The organism is Qipengyuania sp., from assembly GCF_042095715.1.
In the GTDB taxonomy this organism is placed as follows: Bacteria; Pseudomonadota; Alphaproteobacteria; order Sphingomonadales; family Sphingomonadaceae; genus Qipengyuania.
On record NZ_JBELMO010000040.1, the window covers coordinates 11368 to 28637 of the forward strand.

The following is a 17270-nucleotide window of genomic DNA, read 5'->3' on the forward strand; positions in this document are numbered from 1 at the left end:
GGTGCCGCCCCGCAGGAGTTCGAACCATGACCGATGCCTTCGCCCGCCGCGCCGACAGCGCCGAAGCCCCTTCCGCGAATCCTTACGCCATCGTCCCTTCCGATGCCGCGCCGCTGGTCGCCACGCCAAAGGCGCTGTATGTCGGCTCGGGCGGGACGGTGGTGCTGAGAACCGCCGGGGGTGCTGCGGATGTGACCTTCGCCAATGTCGCCAGCGGGCAGATCCTGCCGGTCCGCGCGCAGTTCGTCCGCGCGACCGGCACGACCGCCGCCGACATCGTGGCGCTGGCGTAATGTTCGCGCTTGGATGCGGGGTCACGGCGCTTCCCGCGAACCTCCGGCCCCCCAGCCAACCGGCTGCGCCGCCCATCGCCGCCATCGCCGCCGATGGCTGGAAGGCGACGATGATCGAGCCACAGGAATTGGCATTCAAGCCGGTTTCCGTCTCTCGCCAGGGCTTCGGCGCGACCGGGGCGGCAACGATCATCACCGAATCGCTGTTGACCACCAAGCGGGTGCGCAAGCCGTACCCGCTGCACAAGCATCTGACCGCCGACACCGTCGCGCTGTCCGATTACGTCTATGCGACCGACACCATCGCAGGGGTGGCCAACAATTCCACCGTCACCAGCCCCAAACCGGTGGTGAACTGGATCATGCCGCACCGCCTCGTGGTCGGCAGCACGCTGGAAGCCGAGTTGACCGCCTTCCACCGCAATGCGGGCAGCGGCAGGCAGGTTGCCTGCGTCGAGTTTATCGCCACGGACAAGGATGGCGCCACCGCCACCGTCAAGGTCGGGCTTCCCGTCGTCTCGAACCGCGCGGGCGACCGCAATGCCGTAATTGCCTATAAGGCGAATATCGATGTCTCGGCCCTCGCGTCGGGACTGATAAAGCTCGACGCCAGGGTTTACCCGCGGGTTGGCGGCGCGACGTCGGTCGCGGACAGCGCATCGGACGGCCATGCTGCGCGCGGCTTCAGCACCCGCTATTTCCTCAAGAACACCGGCGCCAGGACGCTGGCTTATGTGAAGACCGCCGCCAATGGCGGGAACGATGGCTCGGGTGTGGTCTCAATCAATGCAGCGACTGCGAGCGCCAGTCCCTTCGCCACCATATCAGCTGCGATCACCGCGCTGGATAATGCTTTGAAGGCCACCAGCGGCATCGACATGGGCGAAATTCGCACCGGCGACGATGGCGGCACGCCCTTCGTTCTGGGCGCTACCGCCGCGCACCGCACGCAAAGGGTTGCGGCGCTGACCATCACTCGCGACCCCGCCGTTCCCAGGGCAAACGCGCGCGTCAGCTTCGGCAGCGCAAGCTTCGGGCCGTATCTCGGTACCGGCGGCTCGCTGACCGCACCGCTCACCACCGGGGCGCTTGTGCTGAAGGATATCGGCGTGGTGCGAACGGGCACCGGCAATATCGTTGGAAACGGTGCATCGGCCCAGCTGGAAGTCATGTTCGACAATTGCACCTTCGACAACGGGAACAACAACAATCCCTGGATCAGCCAGGCGCACGATTACCACTTCGGCACCAGTTTCACGAATGTCAGCAGCGCAAACAGCACCATTCTCAACGCCTCCACCTTCGAACACCGGCTGCTGCGCGGGATCAGCCTGACGCCTTCGGCCTATTCCGCCAGTGGCTTTGCGATCGAGGGATGGTGCGTCATTGGAAGCCATATCTCGAACGCCAAGTTCGAGCGGGGGGCGCGGCTGTTTTCAGGGGCGATCCAGGCATTCAACACGCTGCCCAACCCCGGCTCGAGCGTCGGCACGATTGGTATCGGCGAGACCGATGTGCATGGCTTCGCCTTCGTGCAGAACGTGGTCGAATACAGCACCGACGTAACGGGCCCGGCGGTGCGGCTCTCGGCAGACAGTGCGGTGGGCAGCAACAGCCACGTCATCCTCCACAACAACACCCATGCGGGCGCGCTGCTGGCGGGGCGGTGGAATGCCTTCTACGACGACGGGCCGACGCGCCGCACCTCCACGCTGCAAAGCGTCGTCGGCAATATCGCGGTGGCGGTGTTCTCCAAATGCGACGTGTTCCGCGGCACCAACCAGTCGGACGCCAGCGGCACGGCTCAGGGCAACTGGGCTTTCATCCACGGCGTCGGCTGCCGAAGCAATTTCAGCCAGTTCATGGCCGAAGTGCCCAACGAAACCGGCGCCGACCGGGTGCAGGACTATCCCGGCGTCGGCTCGGTTTACGGCACCAGCGAGATCGTGCGCAACGACCCGCTGTTCACCGATTACCGGGGCACCACAATCATTGCGGTGGGCAATTATGTCGCCGGCGCGGGGGCTGGCGCCTACACCTTGCTGCCCGGTAGTCCGGCCGGCGCGATGCTGTCCGATCCGGTTCTCCCCTTCGGACTTAACGGCAATTCCCGCAACGCTGCCAACGATGCCGCAGGAGCATACGCAGCTTAATCCGGTTTTTACCTTGCTTTATGTCTCCAACCCTGTCGCCAACTGCCCAAGTGTTTTCGAATTATGATCGTGCGAAAGCGAAAGTTGCACTTTGCCTGCGCCGCATAGCCCCGCCGATCGCGCCGAAGCCCAGGATAAAAAAGGCCCAAGTCGAAGGTTCGGGTACGAACCCGGTCCCACCCAATTTCGGATAATACAAAACATCGACGGGGTTGCCGTCGAGTGTTGCAACAGGCGCGAGACGAGTAGAGTATTCCGCGTTAGAGTAAACCCCTTCCCAATCTTGGTATCTATACGTGGCGACACTTTGCATCCTGATGTAACCCAAGTCGTAAAGGCCGCTACCGTATGAGAAATAGTCATAACAATTGCACGATCCGGGATCACTAAAAAACTTACCTAAGGATGTTATTATACCATCGGCTACTGTTAAATTTCCAATTTCGTAGTCACTGGTCCCGTCATGCCAACTGGTGCGAAGTTCGAAATTGCCATCTGATGTACCATTCCAATTGGTGTTGAAAGAGAACTCACTGGAAAAAGGCGGTGAAAGGGCGTACCCGTTGTAGGATTCCCACTGCACTTGAAAAGCAAGAGTAGCAGCCAATGCTGGCGAAGATGCAAGTGTCAAAATAGGCAGTGCGATAAGCTTATTCATAAGCCCTCCATCTTTATACTGAATAAGCACTCCTACACAGTTTTTTGATCTCCTGAACAAAGATGCACGTCATCCCCCACGCGACTGGCTAGAGAGTCCCGCCAGAAAAGAAAACTCGCTTCACTCAACGCTCGTGGTGTCATTAAAAAGGGATCGCAAATAAGGGCGATGCCTCAATCGCACTCCCACCATCCGCCCCAGTTTGCGGGTGAAGTGCGCAACGACCCCCTGTTCATGCGCAATGAAGGCGCTACAATCACCGGCGGAGGGGTTTTACCAATCAGGGCGGGGCGGCGGCAGCTATGAATTGCAGGCCGGTAGTCCCGCGCAATTCATCGTCGCCGATCCGGCACTCAATTTCAGTTTGAACGGTAACGCGCGCGCCGCGACCAACGACAGCGCAGGAGCCTACACATGATACGTGTTCTCTTATTCACTATCCTCGCCCTTTGCGCAGCTCCTCTCCAGGCAGAGACGCTGCACGCAAACCCGATAACATTCCATTCCGTGGCGAGGGACGCGAAGGCCGGGGATACCATCGTCCTCGACCAGCGGTGGATTTATGGCGACCTTTCGCTGCCGCGCGCCAACCACGCCGTGCCGGTGACCATCATGGCCTCCGGAACCAGGGCGCGCAGCCTTACCATCCGCCAAACCGCCGGCTGGAAATGGATGGGCGGAACCATCGCCTCGCCCCTGCCGCCGGCGGTCTGGGTGAACGTGTTTATCGACAATTCGGACCGCATCGAAATCGTCGGCACGACCCTGACCGGTGGGCAGACCGGCGTTCTGGTGACGCGCGGAAGCCAAGACATCACTCTGCGCAACAACATCGCCACCGGGCTGCGGTCGGACGGGTTCAACATTGCCACCGCCAGCCGCGTCAGCCTGGTCGGCAACATGTGCACCGAGTTCAGGCCGATCCCGCCCGTTTACAGGGGCACCAGGCTGATCAAGGATGGGACCCATCCCGACTGCATCCAGGTATGGAGCGAGAACGGCAAGCCGGCGACCAGCGATATTTTCATCGTGGGCAATCGCATTGGCGCCGGGATGCAGGGCATCACCAACTTCGGCGCCCGCCCGCCGGAGCGGGTTTTCGTCTGGAATAACGACATCTCCATGGCCGGATATTGGTGGGCCATCGCCATGAACGAGACCACAGGGGCGGATGTTCGCAACAACAAGGTCCGTACCATCCAGGGCTCGAGGGCGGTCGGGAGGCCGGATCTGTTCGTCCAGGCGATGGTCGAGACCAGCGACCATGCCGTGCGCTGCGGGAACGAGGTCGACGGGGATATCGATCGGCAATGCTAGATCGAGCGGGGGGGTGAGGCGGGACATCCTCATCCCCATGCCTGCGCCGATCGGGGCGCGTGGAGATGTTTCCCGTTCACGCGCGATCAAGGGGGTGTTCCTATCGTCGATCCGGCAAAAGTTCAGGTGGGGGCGGCGCGATCGTTACGCTGCCATTCGCTAACCCGCCCGAGGCGATACGCCGCCGTGTCGGCATTTAAGTTCGGGCCAATTGGTTACGCGCTCGCCACCACCAACGCTACATCAGGAGCCCATTTATGATCCGCCTTATCGCTCTTCTCGCTCTTGTTTCGGCGCCGCTCCAGGCCAAGACGCTGCGCGCCACGCCGGAGAGCTTCCCGGCGGTGGCGAAGGCGGCGAAAGGCGGGGACACGATCATTCTCGACCGCAGCCGCCAGTTCGGCGATGTCAGATTGCCGCCCGCCAACCACGCGGTGCCGGTCACCATCGATGCAACCGGCACCAAGCTGACAAGCCTGACCATTCGTGGGACGTCCGGGTGGAAGTGGGTGGGCGGGACCATCGACGCGCCGCTGCCTCCGAAGGCCTGGGTCACCGTGATGATCGACGGAGCCAAGCGGATTGAGGTCGCGGGCGCCACCCTGACGGGTGGACAGACCGGAGTGCTGGTGACGCGCGGGAGCGAGGATATCGTCCTGCGCGAGAATATCGCGACCGGGCTTCGCTCCGATGGGTTCAATATCGCCACGGCGACGCGCGTCAGCCTGATCGGCAATACCTGCAAGGATTTCAAGCCAATCCCTCCCGTTTTCCAAGGCAAGAAGATGATCAAGGACGGGACGCACCCGGACTGCATTCAGATCTGGAGCGAGAAGGGCAAACCGCCCACCAGCGACATCGCCATCATCGGCAACCGCATCGGTGGCGGCATGCAGGGCATAACGAATTTCGGCGCTCTCCCCCCGGAGCGGGTGCGTATCTGGGATAACGACATCGAAATGTCTGGGTTCTGGTGGGCCATCGCGATGAAAGGCACGAAAGAGGCCGACATCCGAAACAACACCGTTCGCACCCTGCCGGGCTCGACCGCGTTCGGCCGGCCGGACGTGCCCGCCCGCGCAAATGTCCAGGCGGATAACGGCAATCGCTGCGGCAACCGGGTGGACGGCAAGGCCGACCGTAAATGCTAGGACGGACGAAGACTGCTCGGTCGAGTACTTTCGAAACCACCTGACATCTCGCGGTTTAAAGCGTATTAAATAAAAGCTTTTCGCAAGCTGATTTGGAGGAGAGGTCAAATACCTTCAATGCCTTGGTTAACGCGGCGATAAACATAGTATTTAAGTAAAGAATGTCACCCACGCCACCGAATGGTTACCGTTTGGGTGTTTTACTTAATTCGCGGTAGGGCGATGTAAACCTGAACCGGCCTAATGACTCACCTCGACGGAACCACGACATCAAATCATGTCGCCTTGGAAGTCCACGAGGAATGTTAGATGAGTGTAATTGCCGCTACCTGTGTGACGCTGGCCGCAACCCTGGCTTCAGCGCAACCGGGCGACACTGTTACTCTGAGCGGAAAATGCGGCGACATCTCCTTGCCGCGCCGTGATAACGCAAAGCCGATCACCATCGATGCGTCCGACGCACGCGTCCGCAGCCTTACCATTCGCGGGACCGCGGGTTGGGTCTGGCTTGGGGGCACGATCGATGCGCCCCTGCCGCCCGAAGTGTGGGTCAATGTCTTCATCGACGGGTCGAAGCGTATCGAAGTGGCCGGGGCCACGCTGACCGGCGGCAAGACCGGCGTGCTGGTGACGCGTGGCAGCGAGGACATCACGCTGCGCGGCAATGTCGCCATCGGCCTGCAATCCGACGGCTTCAATATCGCCACGGCCAAGCGCGTGCACCTGCTGGGGAACACCTGCACGGCATTCAAGCCCATTCCGCCGGTTTACGACGGTGCCCGGCTGGTCAAGGATGGCACCCATCCCGACTGCGTCCAGATCTGGAGCTTCCCGGGCCAGATGACGACCAGCGACATCAATGTCATCGGCAATAGGATCTACGGGAAGATGCAGGGCATCACGAATTTCGGCGCCGCCCCGCCGCAGAATGTGCGAGTGATGAATAACGAAGTCGAGGTCAGCTATTGGCACGGCATCGCGATGACGAATTCGCCGGGCTCGTTCGTCTGGAACAACGTCGTTCGCACGATCGAGGGCGCCAAGGCACCCAATTACCCCTATTACAATATCAAGGCCGGCATCAGGGCGGATACCCAATGCGGCAATGTAGTCGACGGGGACAGTGTCGACGGAAAGTGCTGAGGCGCTCTTGGGCTGGAGATAAGGGCAGGTTGCAAGTGCATGGCGAGCACTTGCAACCGGCTCAGATGCCCAACGCCTTCGACCGAAGCACGAATGCGACAGATATACCCAGGAGCAGTATGATTACTGCGACTGCGATGATCAGGCCGCGCCCTTCGGCGAAACGGCGCCAGCGACTGGTATCTTCAAACACGGGTCCGGTCTCGAACTGATTATCTACGGGATTGCTTGCTTATCACGCAGTAAGATGCGTGCAAACCCCGTTGGTGTTCGGAAAATTGACTTTTATCTAGTCCGTTGGCCCAATATGAGGCGGCTCCCAAGTCGGCCCCGGAAGACCTTGCCTGCCTGCGAGCCTTCCTTGTAGAAGGTGCACCGCGTGCATTGGGGAGCAAATGGAACATCCGAAGGCCATCATTCAGTCCGATGAAGACTCCGATCATGGCGGCGCGGTAAAGTCCGGCTATGTGCGCAAGAGCGCGCGCATGGCGCTGTACGCACGGCTTGTTCTAGGAGACGCGCTGGCGATCTTGATCGCATTCAATCTCGCAGACCTGGTCCGCGATCCGTCCTGGCGTCTCGCCGGCGGAGTGGATCTGATGTTGGTCGTTTCCACGATCTATTTCGCCGCCGCGGTCAACAGCGGTCTCTATTCACTGGGCATTCTCGTCGACTACGCGGAGCTCGCGCGGCGCACGGTGAGCGCCGTGGTGAAAACGTTCCTGATCGTCTTCGCGCTTCTCTTTTCGTTCCAGCAGGGCGAAGAGATTTCGCGTCTCGGTATCTTCGTTGTCCTGGGCGCGATGCTCATCCTGCTATTGGGGTTCCGGCTTTTCGCCTACCGGTGGGTGAGGCGTGAATTGAGCGGCGTTCTGACCGACGAGCTCGTGATCCTCGACGGGAGGAGCAACCCCGAACCTGGCGCCCGTTTCGTCATCGATGCGGCGGCCAATCACCTCAGACCCGATCTCGACGACCCAAGCGCGCTAGAGCATTTCACCCGATTGACCGAATTGTACGATCGTATCCTGGTCGCCTGCCCGCCGGAACGGCAGGCGGCCTGGGCGATCATGCTCAAGACGATAGATGCAAAAGGCGAACTGCTCGTCGGGCTTGGCGACGATGTGGGCGCGATCGGGCTCGACACGTTCGGGCGAACGAATACGCTGGTGGTATCGCGCGGTACGTTGAGCCTTTCCGACCAGTTCAAGAAGCGGCTTTTCGATCTCGCCATCGCGGTCCCCGTCCTGATCTTCCTGACACCTTTGCTGCTGACCGTGGCCTTGCTCATCAAAATTGATTCGCGTGGACCCGTCTTCTTCCGCCAACCCCGCATCGGGCGCAACAACGTACCTTTCAACATCTTCAAGTTCCGCAGCATGCGGCAGGAACAGAGCGATCAAGCCGGGGCACAGTCGACGCGGCGCGATGACGATCGCATCTCGCGTTTCGGCGCCTTCATTCGCAAGACCAGCATCGACGAGCTGCCTCAGCTGCTCAATGTTATCAAGGGGGACATGAGCATCGTCGGGCCGCGTCCCCACGCCTTTGGATCGACCGCGGAAGACCGGCTGTTCTGGCAGATTTCGCATCGCTACTGGGAACGCCACCGGCTGAAGCCCGGCATCACTGGGCTGGCGCAGGTCCGCGGTTATCGCGGCGCGACGGAGACCACTAGCGATCTTACCAACCGTTTGAATGCCGATCTCGAATATCTAGCCGGTTGGCGCCTGTGGCGAGATTTCGCGATTATCGTAGCGACCCTTCGCGTTCTGGTTCACCCCAACGCTTATTGATACCGTCAGGCTGATTTTCGGGTCGACCCGGCGGACGGTCCGATACTGCCTGCAATCTCTTTCAGGCGAGCGATCAGGCCCTTGGGATCGGTAGTCGCCAGCCTCGGCGTGGCGGTGCGCGCCCGCTCCAGGCATTCGAAGAATTCCTCCCGGTCGCGCGCGACGAACAGTAGCCCGCGCTTTTCGAACGCCTCGGTGATCTCTAGCTGGTGATTGTCGTAGTGCTCGCCTCGATCGAACAGGCGGGGAATCGCGATCGTCCGGCAGCCAGCCTGCAGCGCCGTGACGATGGATCCTGTTCCCCCATGACACACGGCGATATCGGCACGGCCGAGCAATGCGCGCATTTCGTCGAAATCCAGAGTTTCGACACTTTCGGTACCGGAAATCGGTTCGACGCCCTTGCCGGTCTGGATCACGACACGCTCTGGAACCTTACCGCGATTGACAGCATCTCCAACGTAATCGAGCAGCCTCTCGAACGGTAGCGTCGCCCCCACCGTCGCGAAGAGAAGCGATTCCTTGGCCGGTCTTTCGCTGTCCAGCACAACCAGCGGATCGTAACATTCCGCGCCTTTCCAGGCCTGCGCCGAAGCGGGAGACTGCGCAATGCGCCAGTCCGCCAGCGGACCGGCGATCCGTGCGAAGGCGCTCGGCTTCTCGAACCGCGCGAAGCTGTCGATCACCACGATCTTGGCTCCGCGCAACTTGGCGAAGAGGCCGGTGAAGAACATGGAGCCGGCCCCGGTGCTGATAAACAGATCGGGCCGATGGCGCGAAACGATTCGCCAGGATGCAGCAAGATTGGCGAAGGTCGAACGCAGCATCTCGATGGGATGGCCGAGCTTGGCCTGACCCAACGCGACATGCGGGACGAATTCGGTAGGGTAGCGCTGGGCAACGCTTTCCCCCATTGCGGTGGGCTCGGTGACGAAAACGAAGTCGTGGTCATGCCAGAATGGCTCGAGGTCGAGCAGTTGGCGCATGTGTCCGCCACCGGACGCCGCCAGACATATTTTCATCAGATCGCGACTCCATTAAATTTTTCGCGGCATGTGGTGCTGATACGAAACACGACCCTAAAAGGGGTGACTGTTCAGCCGGCTCTAGCCTATAGGCGCGCTATCGCAACTGTGCTCGGCACATCGGCATAACAGATGGACAGGGATACGATGATGGGGAATAAGGCTTTCTTAATGTTTGCGGCGCCGCTCGCGCTGGCTGCTTGTAATTCGGAACCCTCCGCGCCGACGGGCCAGGTCGTCGCGACTGTTAACGGGCAAGAGATCACCGCAACCGAGCTTGAAGCAGAACTCGACGGTGCGACAGCTCCCACCCCCGAAGCGCAGAAGAACCTTCAGCGTTACGCACTGGAAAACATCATCAATCGGACTATTCTGGCCCAGGCAGCGGAAGCGGAAGGCCTGGACAAGGGGCCGGAATTCGCGGTTCTTGAACAGAAGGCACGCCAGGCCGCGCTGGTTCAGCTCTTGCAGCGTAAGATCGGCGGAACGCTTCCGCAGCCGAGCGACGATGAAATCGACAACTTCATCACCGAAAATCCGTCGCTGTTTTCGAACCGGCGCACCTATGTGGTCGACCAAATCATCGTCCCGCAAACCTCGCAGCGGGTTCTCGAGGCGCTCGAACCCGTGAAGACGATGGCCGAGGCGCAAGCGGTGCTCAACCGAATGAATGTTCCCGGCAACAAGACTGTCGGTGTCATCGATTCGCTGACGATCCCACCGCAGGCGGCGCAACAGATCGGCGCTCTTCCGCCTAACGAGGTTTTCATTATCCCATCCGCGCAGGGGATCAGGATCAATCAAGTACGCACAAGCCAGGTCGATCCGATTACCGGCGATCAGGCGCGTCAGGTGGCAGGTGAGATGCTTTCGCGTCAGCGCTCGCAATCGGCAATGCAGAATTCTCTGACCGAGAAGATTAAGGCCGGTCGTGAGAACGTGCAGTACAATGACGCCTTCGCCCCGCCCAAGACGCCCGAGGGCGGCGCAGCGCCTGCGGGTCAGCCGGCTGCAGTTCCGGCCGAGTAATTCTGTAGAGTCGGGTCGGGGGACGTTCGAGCGTGCGTGCTATTCATGTAGCGATCGCTAGTGTCGTCCCCGCCGCGCCCAAAAGCTGCGAATTGGGAAAAGTTGTCCCGGTTCTCGGTTAGGGCAATTGGAATAAACTCGTTACGGAGTCTGGCAAAAAGGCCGGATTTACAATACTCGACCAGGCGCCAAAACTGAGCGCACCGAGGAGGGCAGCACGCATGAATGGAATTCCACGGGCTTTCGCGGCGGGTGTCGCGTCCACGCTCGTCATCCTGCCTGCCGGGCTGGTCCACGCACAGGATGGCATCGGGGCGCCCGATCCCACGAGCGCGTCCGCCTCGTCGGGAGGCTTGGGATCTTCGCGAGACCAGATCTCTTTCCGACTGGATGCTCGCTATGACAGCAATGTGCCGAGAATAAACGATGCTTCGGCCGGTTTAAGCCGGCTGGACAAAGAAGATGTTCGGATATCGCCGTCCGTGCAGCTAGATGTGGCTCGAACCCTGGGGCGCCACCAGGTCGGGTTGCAGGCGATACTCGGGTATGACTTTTATGTCCGCAATGACTCGCTCAACAGCGAACGGCTTCAGGTCGAACCTTCCGTTTTTCTCGATCTTCCGGTTTGCGATCTGACAGTTACGGGGCTGGCTTCGAGGCGGCAGAGCAGCCTCGGCGAGCTTGTCTACGTTGGTGTCGAACCCACGCTCGGTACGGACAATCTGGAAACTCGCAAGCGGATCGTCGGGCAACTTGCGTGCGGGAGCCAATACGGACTGCGTCCGACCTTCGAGGTGGAACGTGGCAGCGGCTTCAACAGCAACTCGCTCCGCCGCGTCGCGGATTACGAGACGACGCGCGTGCAGCCTGGGCTTACCTATGCCTCGCCCGGATTGGGCGAAATCAGCATATTTGCTTTCAGGCAGGATACCGACCTTCCCAACCAATTGACCCTGACGGGGCAATCGAGCGGATATTCGGTAAAGGGCTACGGGCTGGCCTATCGCAGGGACATTGGCACGCGGCTGCAATTCAGTGGGAGTATTTCCCAGGTCGATGTTACTTCGGACGATAGCGTGCTTCCATCGCGATCCGGGGTCAACGGAAGTCTCGAACTCACTTTGCTGGCAAGCGAGCGCCTCCAGTTTATGGCCTACGGCTCACGCGAATTCACTAGCACCCTTACCGGCGTGTCGACTTACGAACTTTCGCAAGCCTATGGTCTGACTGCCAATTACGCCGCAAACCAGCGTTTGCGCTTCCGTGTGAGCGGATCGGTTTCGCCGCGCCGCTTCTTTTATGCCAGAGATATCCAAGGCCCGTTCATTGGCGAGCAAACCGTTTACGATATCTCAGGGGGTGCATCCTACGAGCTTAACCGCCGTATTAGCCTTACTCTCGATGCCGGCTATCAACGTCGGACCACCGATCAGCCCATTTTCGATTACGATAACGTTTTCGCCCAAGTGGGCCTGTCATTTTCCCTTTAGGAGTCGCCTCATGCGCATCTTTGCCAGATTGGCCCTCATCTTCGCCTCCTTATCGTTAAGCTTGACGGGGGCAGTCGCGCAGACAGCTCCCAATGCGCAGGTTCCGCCCGCTCAGACCCCCAGTGCAGCACCCGCCGCATTCGAGAATGGTTACGTGATCGGAATCAGCGACGTTCTGGACGTCGCCATGGTGGGTTCCGAAGATTTCCGGGGTCGGGTGACGGTGCAGCAGGATGGCACCATCCAATTGCCCTACGTCGGCACTCTCACGGCACAGGACAAGACCTTGCTCCAATTGAGCAGGGAAATTGCCGCGGCCCTCACCGAGGGAGGGTATTATATCGATCCCGCTATCCAGGTTACGGTTGCCCAGATTACCAGTCGCTATGTGACGGTGCTCGGTGAAGTAGCGAACCCCGGCCTGATTCCGATCGACCGTGCGTATCGCGTGTCAGAGATTATTGCTCGCGTTGGCGGTCTGCGCGCTACGGGTGCGGAAACCTTCTATCTCCGCCATGAGGGCGGGGATGAAATTCCCCTTACGATTGAAACCATCGCGCGGGGTGGCGATGCCGCCGATCCCATCGTTAATCCCGGCGACAAGATTTTCGTGCCCGCTGCGCCCACTTTCTATATATATGGCCAGGTGAACGCGCCGGGCACCTATCCAATCCAGAACAAGATGAGCCTGCGGATGGCATTGGCCCGTGGTGGCGGTCTTACCAGCTTGGGATCGGACAGGCGGATCACTGTGGTTCGTGATGGCGTAGAAGTTAAAAAGTTCAGTCTCAGCGATCCGATCCAGGACAGCGATGTAATCGTTGTCGGCGAGCGGTTCTTCTAAGCGTTTGCGAACGGGGATTTTATTATGAGTATCGCGCACTTTTTCCGCATCCTGTGGGCTCGGAGAAATCTCGTGCTCGTCACGACCCTGTCGGCGATCTGTGCTGCGATACTCGTGATCAGTCTGGTCCCTCCGCGGTATACGGCCACGTCAAGATTGATGCTTGATATCGCGAAGCCTGATCCTGTCACTGGGCAGACAATGTCTTCGCAGTTCATGAACGCTTACGTCCAGACTCAGATCGAACTCATCAAGGACTATCGCGTTGCAGGTCGCGTGGTCGATCAGTTCAACTGGACTTCGTCGCCAGAGCTCGCTGCTGCCTACCAAGCTACCAATCCGGGTCGCGATATGAGCTTTCGCAGGTGGCTAGCGGGAAGAGTTATCGAGGGCACAGACGCTCGCCTTGTTCTTGGCAGCAATATTCTGGAAATCAGCTACACCACCGACCAGCCCGAGAATGCTGCCAGTGTAGCAGACGCCCTGCGTGAAGCTTACGAGGCGGAGACGCGACTCTCCAAACAGCGCGGAGCACAGCGCAGCGCCGAATGGTTTCAGAGCCAGACGGAAAGCCTACGCGCCAAACTGGCCGAAGCCGAGGAAGCCAAGGCGAATTTCGAACGCGAGAACAATATCGTTCTCGAAGACAATATGACCGACGCGGAATCGTCGAGGCTGGCAGCAATGGCCGGGGTGCAGGACATGCCGGCGGTTCCTTCCATGCCTGCGGCGATGCCCATGAGCAGTCCCTCGCAGGCACAGGTTCAGCAACTCGACGTCGCGATCGAAACCGCTATGCGTACGCTTGGCCCCAACCATCCACGCCTCGTGGCACTGCGCCAGCAACGCGCTGCGGCAGCGCAGAGTGCGCAGCAGGAACTCGCAGCAGCGCGTGCTGCGGCTCGGGCTCCGGTCGTTTCGAGCGGGCCGTCCGCCAGCGAAAAGTTCGCTGCCCAGAGAGCAAAGGTTCTTGGTCAACGTGGCAAAGTCGCGGAGGCCCGTCAACTTGCGGTCAATGCCCTGGTGCTGCGGGAGCAAGTCGAGGCTGCGGCCAAGCGGACTGTCGAATTGCAGCAGGAAAGCGAATCCACCGAGACCGGAATGTCGTTCCTGGGCAATGCGGTGGCGCCCGGCTCGCCGTCTTTTCCCAAGATCCCTCTGATCGTCATTGGTTCGATCGCGATGGGGCTGGCGTTCGGAATGGCACTGGCGGTCCTTGTGGAACTGCTGAACCGCAGGGTACGTGCGCCGTCCGATCTGGCGTTCGAGGGCATCCCTGTCCTTGGCATTGCAAATTTGCAACCGCTCTCAAAATCGAACGCCGCCATCGCGGGCAATAGTTCGAAAATGCTTCCGTTCTTTAAAAAGTCCGCAACGTGACTTCGCCGCGGAACGAGGATTCTATGGATAGATTAGCTTCTGACCAGGGTGACACCCTCGAAGGCGAAGAACTGCAAGCTGGCGAGGATACGCACGCCGACACGGCGGACTTCGTAACGGAGCCCGTTGAGGAAGATCCCGATAGCGAGACCCTGGTGGGTGAACCGGGCGGTTACCGGTTTTCCCGGCGCATCGCAGTTCTCGCGGATCCTACGGGCACGGAAAGTTCGGCGGTGGGCGCTCTGCGCAACCACCTTTCGCAGCAGCATATCGGCATCGGACGACGCTCACTGGCGATTTGTTCCATCGGCGACGAGGTGCAACGCTCGCTGGTCAGCGTCAACCTCGCGGTTGCCGCCGCGCAGGCTGGGCTTTCCACCGTTCTCATCGACGCCAATATGCGCGAGCCGGAGCTGGAAACCTATTTCCAGCCACCTGAAGTGCAACCGGGCCTCAGCGATTATCTGGCTGGAACGCTCGACGATCCTGCGCAGGTCATCCGCGAGGATGTTCTCCCCAATCTGTCCCTGATCCACGCCGGAGAGCGGCCGGCAGATCCGCAAGCTCTGCTGTCCAGTCGACGCTTCGAAGATCTGGTAACCGGACTGATGCGCAGCTTCGATTTCACCATCGTAGACTGTCCCGCAGCGCGATACAGTTCGGACACGCGGCGGCTTGCTTCCGTGCTTCGCTACGCTCTTCTCGTCGTCAAGCGCGATGTGACCTATGTCGCTGATGTCAAACATTTCATCGAAGAGCTCACATCCGATCGTGTAACCATCGTCGGTACATTCCTCGATGTCGACTGACACGCTTGCCGCCCCGAAAACCGATCTGGGCGGGCGAAGTCCCGCGTTGACCCTACTTGCCTCGCATTGGCCGCTCATCGTCGGCTTTGCGGTTCTGGCAATTCCGACGCTGATCCGCCTTGCGGAGCAATCATGGCCAATGGAAATCGGGGCGCACGGCCCGATCGTCCTGGCGACCGGCATCTGGCTTCTTTTTCACATTCGGGCCGAACTGCTGGCACTGAGGACCAAGCCGCCAGTTGCACTCGCCGGTATCATGTTCGTGGTGGCATGCGTTTTGTACGCCTTCGGGCGACCGTACGATCTGCTCGCGATCGAAGCCCTAGGGGTCTATCTCTTTTTCCTGGCCACTGCCCTGACACTGCTGGGTTTGCGATCGCTCTTGGCGAATGCTTTTCCCTTCATTTACCTCGGCTTTCTGGTTCCGATTCCCGGCTGGGTCATCGACCAGATTACATCACCGCTTCGGATGTTCGTGTCCGTCGTTTCGACGTCGATGCTTAGCTGGTTTGGGTACCCCGTCGATCGATACGGTATCGTAATCACGATCGCGCAATATCGTTTGCTGGTGGAAGATGCCTGTTCGGGTATGAATTCGCTCATCGGCCTTGTCGCGGTGATGCTATTCTACATTTACGTCATCCACCGGGCGTCATTGCGCTACGCTCTCGCGCTGACCGCGGCAATCATCCCAATCGCGGTATTCGTGAACATCATCCGGGTATTGGTACTGGTCCTGCTGACCTATTATGCCGGCGACGCGGTGGCCCAAGGGTTCCTTCACGTGACGACAGGGCTCGTCCTTTTCGCGGCTGCGCTCGGCCTTACGATCTTGCTCGACGCCGTGCTGCGCCGTTTTATCGATCGGCGAAACGCCAAGGGAGCACCAAACCATGCCTGACCGGCGCGAGTTCATCATCGGCGGGGCGGCGCTCGGTACCTTCGGCGTCGCCGAATTCCTTCGTCCCCGCGAGGCAGTGAGGCTGTTCTCCGGCATCACGCTGGAAGAGGCTGTTCCCAAGCAATTCGGCAAATGGCGCGAGCATCCGGGAGGATCGGTGATAGCTCCGGTGACGCCCGACAGCCTGGCCGACCGACTCTATTCCGCCACGCTTTCGCGCGTGTATTATCTCCCTAATGAGGAGGTGCCGCCGATCATGCTTCTGATCGCTTATGGGGGCGTCCAAAGCGATCTTCTCCAGTTGCACCGCCCGGAGGCATGTTATCCAGCGGTGGGAATGGCCATCGGGCAAAGGGAGATGGGCGCGGTGCCGGTTTCGAGGGGCCATGAAATTCCCGCGGTTTATCTGAGCGCCGTCGGTGACGACCGCGTGGAAGATATCGTCTACTGGACCCGGCTTGGCGAGGATTTCCCGCGCACGGCTTCAGAACAGAGGTCGGATCGTCTTTCTGCTGCCATGGCCGGCACCATCGGCGATGGCATGCTCGTGCGAGCTTCGACAATCCGGATTACCGAGCGGCCAGCGTGGCCCTATGTCGCGGGGTTTCTCTCCGATGTCGTAAATGCGCTGCCGCAGAAAGCGCGCAAGGGCTTTATCGGAACTGAACTGGCATCGACGGTCTGATCGCGACTTTAATTGCTTCGGTTACATTGGGCGCGTTTGACTAGCGCTGCCCAGCGAGGGATAGCTTCAATCCCTCCAGTGCCCGCCATGTCCTGATGCGCCAGAGCCCCCCAGCTGCACGAACCTTGTCGCCGACGGGAAGATCGGCTCGCAGCACGCGGAGGGTATGCGGAGCGGCGCTGCCGGCCACTGCAACCTGACGCAGAGCCCATCCCACGCGGCTTCCGCCCTCCATGCGGTGAAGCAGGAAGGCCTCACGGGTCAATCGGCGCCACTTTGCCTGTAGCGAAATCCAGTCGGGACGGGTGGGGTGACGGACCACCGCTTCATCCTCATAGACCAGGGAAAATCCCGCGCGCCGGGCCCGGCGGCACCATTCCAGATCTTCGGACACGCCGTTCGCGAACGGTCCAACGGCTGAGAACGTCTCGCGGCGGCAGAACAGATTGGCGGTGACCGTAAAGCCCTTGCCCTCGATATAGCCGCGCTGGTCGAAGGCAAAAAGCTGTTCGAAAAGGTCGGCTCCGGACGGTCGGGCGGCGGTCGTGAAGACGTCGATCCGGCCACCGACAAGATCGCCGCGTGCGAGCGCGTCT

17 protein-coding genes are annotated in these 17270 nt (G+C 60.2%); 14 read left to right on the forward strand and 3 right to left on the reverse strand.

The window, feature by feature from the left end; all coding sequences use genetic code 11:
* The first annotated feature begins 26 nt into the window (after positions 1–26).
* A complete protein-coding gene (locus ACFDTG_RS10490; RefSeq protein ID WP_375290990.1) occupies positions 27–293 on the forward strand; it encodes a hypothetical protein in 267 nt (88 codons plus the stop codon).
* Entirely contained in the window at positions 293–2446 is a 2154-nt protein-coding gene (locus tag ACFDTG_RS10495; RefSeq protein WP_375290991.1) for a hypothetical protein, read from the forward strand. The genes ACFDTG_RS10490 and ACFDTG_RS10495 overlap by 1 nt, the downstream gene beginning before the upstream one ends.
* Positions 2447–2507: 61 nt before the next feature.
* Here the strand turns inward: ACFDTG_RS10495 and ACFDTG_RS10500 are convergent, their stop codons facing one another.
* Positions 2508–3104 carry a PEPxxWA-CTERM sorting domain-containing protein gene (locus ACFDTG_RS10500; RefSeq protein WP_375290992.1) on the reverse strand — a complete coding sequence of 199 codons (597 nt, stop codon included), beginning with the start codon at positions 3102–3104 and terminating at the stop codon, positions 2508–2510.
* Positions 3105–3345: 241 nt separating this feature from the next.
* On the opposite strand from ACFDTG_RS10500, the gene ACFDTG_RS10505 reads away from it, so the two are divergent.
* From ACFDTG_RS10505 to ACFDTG_RS10525, 5 genes are all read left to right on the forward strand, one after another.
* Positions 3346–3522: a hypothetical protein gene (locus tag ACFDTG_RS10505; RefSeq protein ID WP_375290993.1), complete on the forward strand. Its 177-nt coding sequence runs from the start codon at positions 3346–3348 to the stop codon at positions 3520–3522.
* Positions 3519–4421, forward strand: a complete 903-nt coding sequence (locus ACFDTG_RS10510; protein WP_375290994.1) for a hypothetical protein — start codon at positions 3519–3521, stop codon at positions 4419–4421. The genes ACFDTG_RS10505 and ACFDTG_RS10510 overlap by 4 nt, the downstream gene beginning before the upstream one ends.
* A gap of 257 nt (positions 4422–4678) precedes the next feature.
* Positions 4679–5572, forward strand: a complete 894-nt coding sequence (locus tag ACFDTG_RS10515; protein WP_375290995.1) for a hypothetical protein — start codon at positions 4679–4681, stop codon at positions 5570–5572.
* Positions 5573–5881: 309 nt separating this feature from the next.
* On the forward strand, positions 5882–6715 hold the full coding sequence (locus ACFDTG_RS10520; RefSeq protein ID WP_375290996.1) for a hypothetical protein: 834 nt from the start codon (positions 5882–5884) through the stop codon (positions 6713–6715).
* A gap of 395 nt (positions 6716–7110) precedes the next feature.
* Entirely contained in the window at positions 7111–8511 is a 1401-nt protein-coding gene (locus tag ACFDTG_RS10525) for an exopolysaccharide biosynthesis polyprenyl glycosylphosphotransferase (RefSeq protein ID WP_375290997.1), read from the forward strand.
* Between the two features lie 5 nt (positions 8512–8516).
* On the opposite strand, the gene welK is transcribed toward ACFDTG_RS10525, so the two are convergent.
* A complete protein-coding gene (gene welK / locus ACFDTG_RS10530; RefSeq protein WP_375290998.1) occupies positions 8517–9533 on the reverse strand; it encodes a beta-1,4-glucuronosyltransferase WelK in 1017 nt (338 codons plus the stop codon).
* A gap of 174 nt (positions 9534–9707) precedes the next feature.
* On the opposite strand from welK, the gene ACFDTG_RS10535 reads away from it, so the two are divergent.
* The 7 genes from ACFDTG_RS10535 to epsI all read left to right on the forward strand — a co-directional run bounded on the left by ACFDTG_RS10535 (position 9708) and on the right by epsI (position 16674).
* The gene (locus ACFDTG_RS10535; protein ID WP_375290999.1) at positions 9708–10565 is read left to right on the forward strand and encodes a peptidyl-prolyl cis-trans isomerase; all 858 of its coding nucleotides are present in this window, start codon (positions 9708–9710) and stop codon (positions 10563–10565) included.
* Positions 10566–10786: 221 nt separating this feature from the next.
* Positions 10787–12055: an outer membrane beta-barrel protein gene (locus ACFDTG_RS10540; RefSeq protein ID WP_375291000.1), complete on the forward strand. Its 1269-nt coding sequence runs from the start codon at positions 10787–10789 to the stop codon at positions 12053–12055.
* Positions 12056–12065: 10 nt separating this feature from the next.
* Complete coding sequence (locus ACFDTG_RS10545; RefSeq protein ID WP_375291001.1) at positions 12066–12899, forward strand: SLBB domain-containing protein; 834 nt, start codon at positions 12066–12068, stop codon at positions 12897–12899.
* A 24-nt stretch (positions 12900–12923) separates the two neighbouring features.
* The gene (locus ACFDTG_RS10550) at positions 12924–14279 is read left to right on the forward strand and encodes a Wzz/FepE/Etk N-terminal domain-containing protein (RefSeq protein WP_375291002.1); all 1356 of its coding nucleotides are present in this window, start codon (positions 12924–12926) and stop codon (positions 14277–14279) included.
* Between the two features lie 23 nt (positions 14280–14302).
* Positions 14303–15088, forward strand: a complete 786-nt coding sequence (locus tag ACFDTG_RS10555) for a CpsD/CapB family tyrosine-protein kinase (protein ID WP_375291003.1) — start codon at positions 14303–14305, stop codon at positions 15086–15088.
* Complete coding sequence (gene xrtV / locus ACFDTG_RS10560; RefSeq protein ID WP_375291004.1) at positions 15078–15989, forward strand: exosortase V; 912 nt, start codon at positions 15078–15080, stop codon at positions 15987–15989. Before ACFDTG_RS10555 ends, xrtV begins: the two co-directional genes overlap by 11 nt.
* Positions 15982–16674 carry an exosortase-associated protein EpsI, V-type gene (epsI, locus tag ACFDTG_RS10565; protein ID WP_375291005.1) on the forward strand — a complete coding sequence of 231 codons (693 nt, stop codon included), beginning with the start codon at positions 15982–15984 and terminating at the stop codon, positions 16672–16674. Before xrtV ends, epsI begins: the two co-directional genes overlap by 8 nt.
* Before the next feature lie 40 nt (positions 16675–16714).
* On the opposite strand, the gene ACFDTG_RS10570 is transcribed toward epsI, so the two are convergent.
* Positions 16715–17270 (reverse strand): glycosyltransferase family 2 protein (locus tag ACFDTG_RS10570; RefSeq protein WP_375291006.1); only part of this gene is annotated, 556 nt, incomplete at its 5' end.

Bases quoted from the DNA above. Each gene is read 5' to 3' on its own strand.
- ACFDTG_RS10490 (WP_375290990.1), top strand. From the start codon at position 27: ATGACCGATGCCTTCGCCCGCCGCGCCGACAGCGCCGAAGCCCCTTCC.
- ACFDTG_RS10495 (WP_375290991.1), top strand. From the start codon at position 293: ATGTTCGCGCTTGGATGCGGGGTCACGGCGCTTCCCGCGAACCTCCGG.
- ACFDTG_RS10500 (WP_375290992.1), bottom strand. From the start codon at position 3,104: ATGAATAAGCTTATCGCACTGCCTATTTTGACACTTGCATCTTCGCCA.
- ACFDTG_RS10505 (WP_375290993.1), top strand. From the start codon at position 3,346: ATGAAGGCGCTACAATCACCGGCGGAGGGGTTTTACCAATCAGGGCGG.
- ACFDTG_RS10510 (WP_375290994.1), top strand. From the start codon at position 3,519: ATGATACGTGTTCTCTTATTCACTATCCTCGCCCTTTGCGCAGCTCCT.
- ACFDTG_RS10515 (WP_375290995.1), top strand. From the start codon at position 4,679: ATGATCCGCCTTATCGCTCTTCTCGCTCTTGTTTCGGCGCCGCTCCAG.
- ACFDTG_RS10520 (WP_375290996.1), top strand. From the start codon at position 5,882: ATGAGTGTAATTGCCGCTACCTGTGTGACGCTGGCCGCAACCCTGGCT.
- ACFDTG_RS10525 (WP_375290997.1), top strand. From the start codon at position 7,111: ATGGAACATCCGAAGGCCATCATTCAGTCCGATGAAGACTCCGATCAT.
- welK (WP_375290998.1), bottom strand. From the start codon at position 9,533: ATGAAAATATGTCTGGCGGCGTCCGGTGGCGGACACATGCGCCAACTG.
- ACFDTG_RS10535 (WP_375290999.1), top strand. From the start codon at position 9,708: ATGTTTGCGGCGCCGCTCGCGCTGGCTGCTTGTAATTCGGAACCCTCC.
- ACFDTG_RS10540 (WP_375291000.1), top strand. From the start codon at position 10,787: ATGAATGGAATTCCACGGGCTTTCGCGGCGGGTGTCGCGTCCACGCTC.
- ACFDTG_RS10545 (WP_375291001.1), top strand. From the start codon at position 12,066: ATGCGCATCTTTGCCAGATTGGCCCTCATCTTCGCCTCCTTATCGTTA.
- ACFDTG_RS10550 (WP_375291002.1), top strand. From the start codon at position 12,924: ATGAGTATCGCGCACTTTTTCCGCATCCTGTGGGCTCGGAGAAATCTC.
- ACFDTG_RS10555 (WP_375291003.1), top strand. From the start codon at position 14,303: ATGGATAGATTAGCTTCTGACCAGGGTGACACCCTCGAAGGCGAAGAA.
- xrtV (WP_375291004.1), top strand. From the start codon at position 15,078: ATGTCGACTGACACGCTTGCCGCCCCGAAAACCGATCTGGGCGGGCGA.
- epsI (WP_375291005.1), top strand. From the start codon at position 15,982: ATGCCTGACCGGCGCGAGTTCATCATCGGCGGGGCGGCGCTCGGTACC.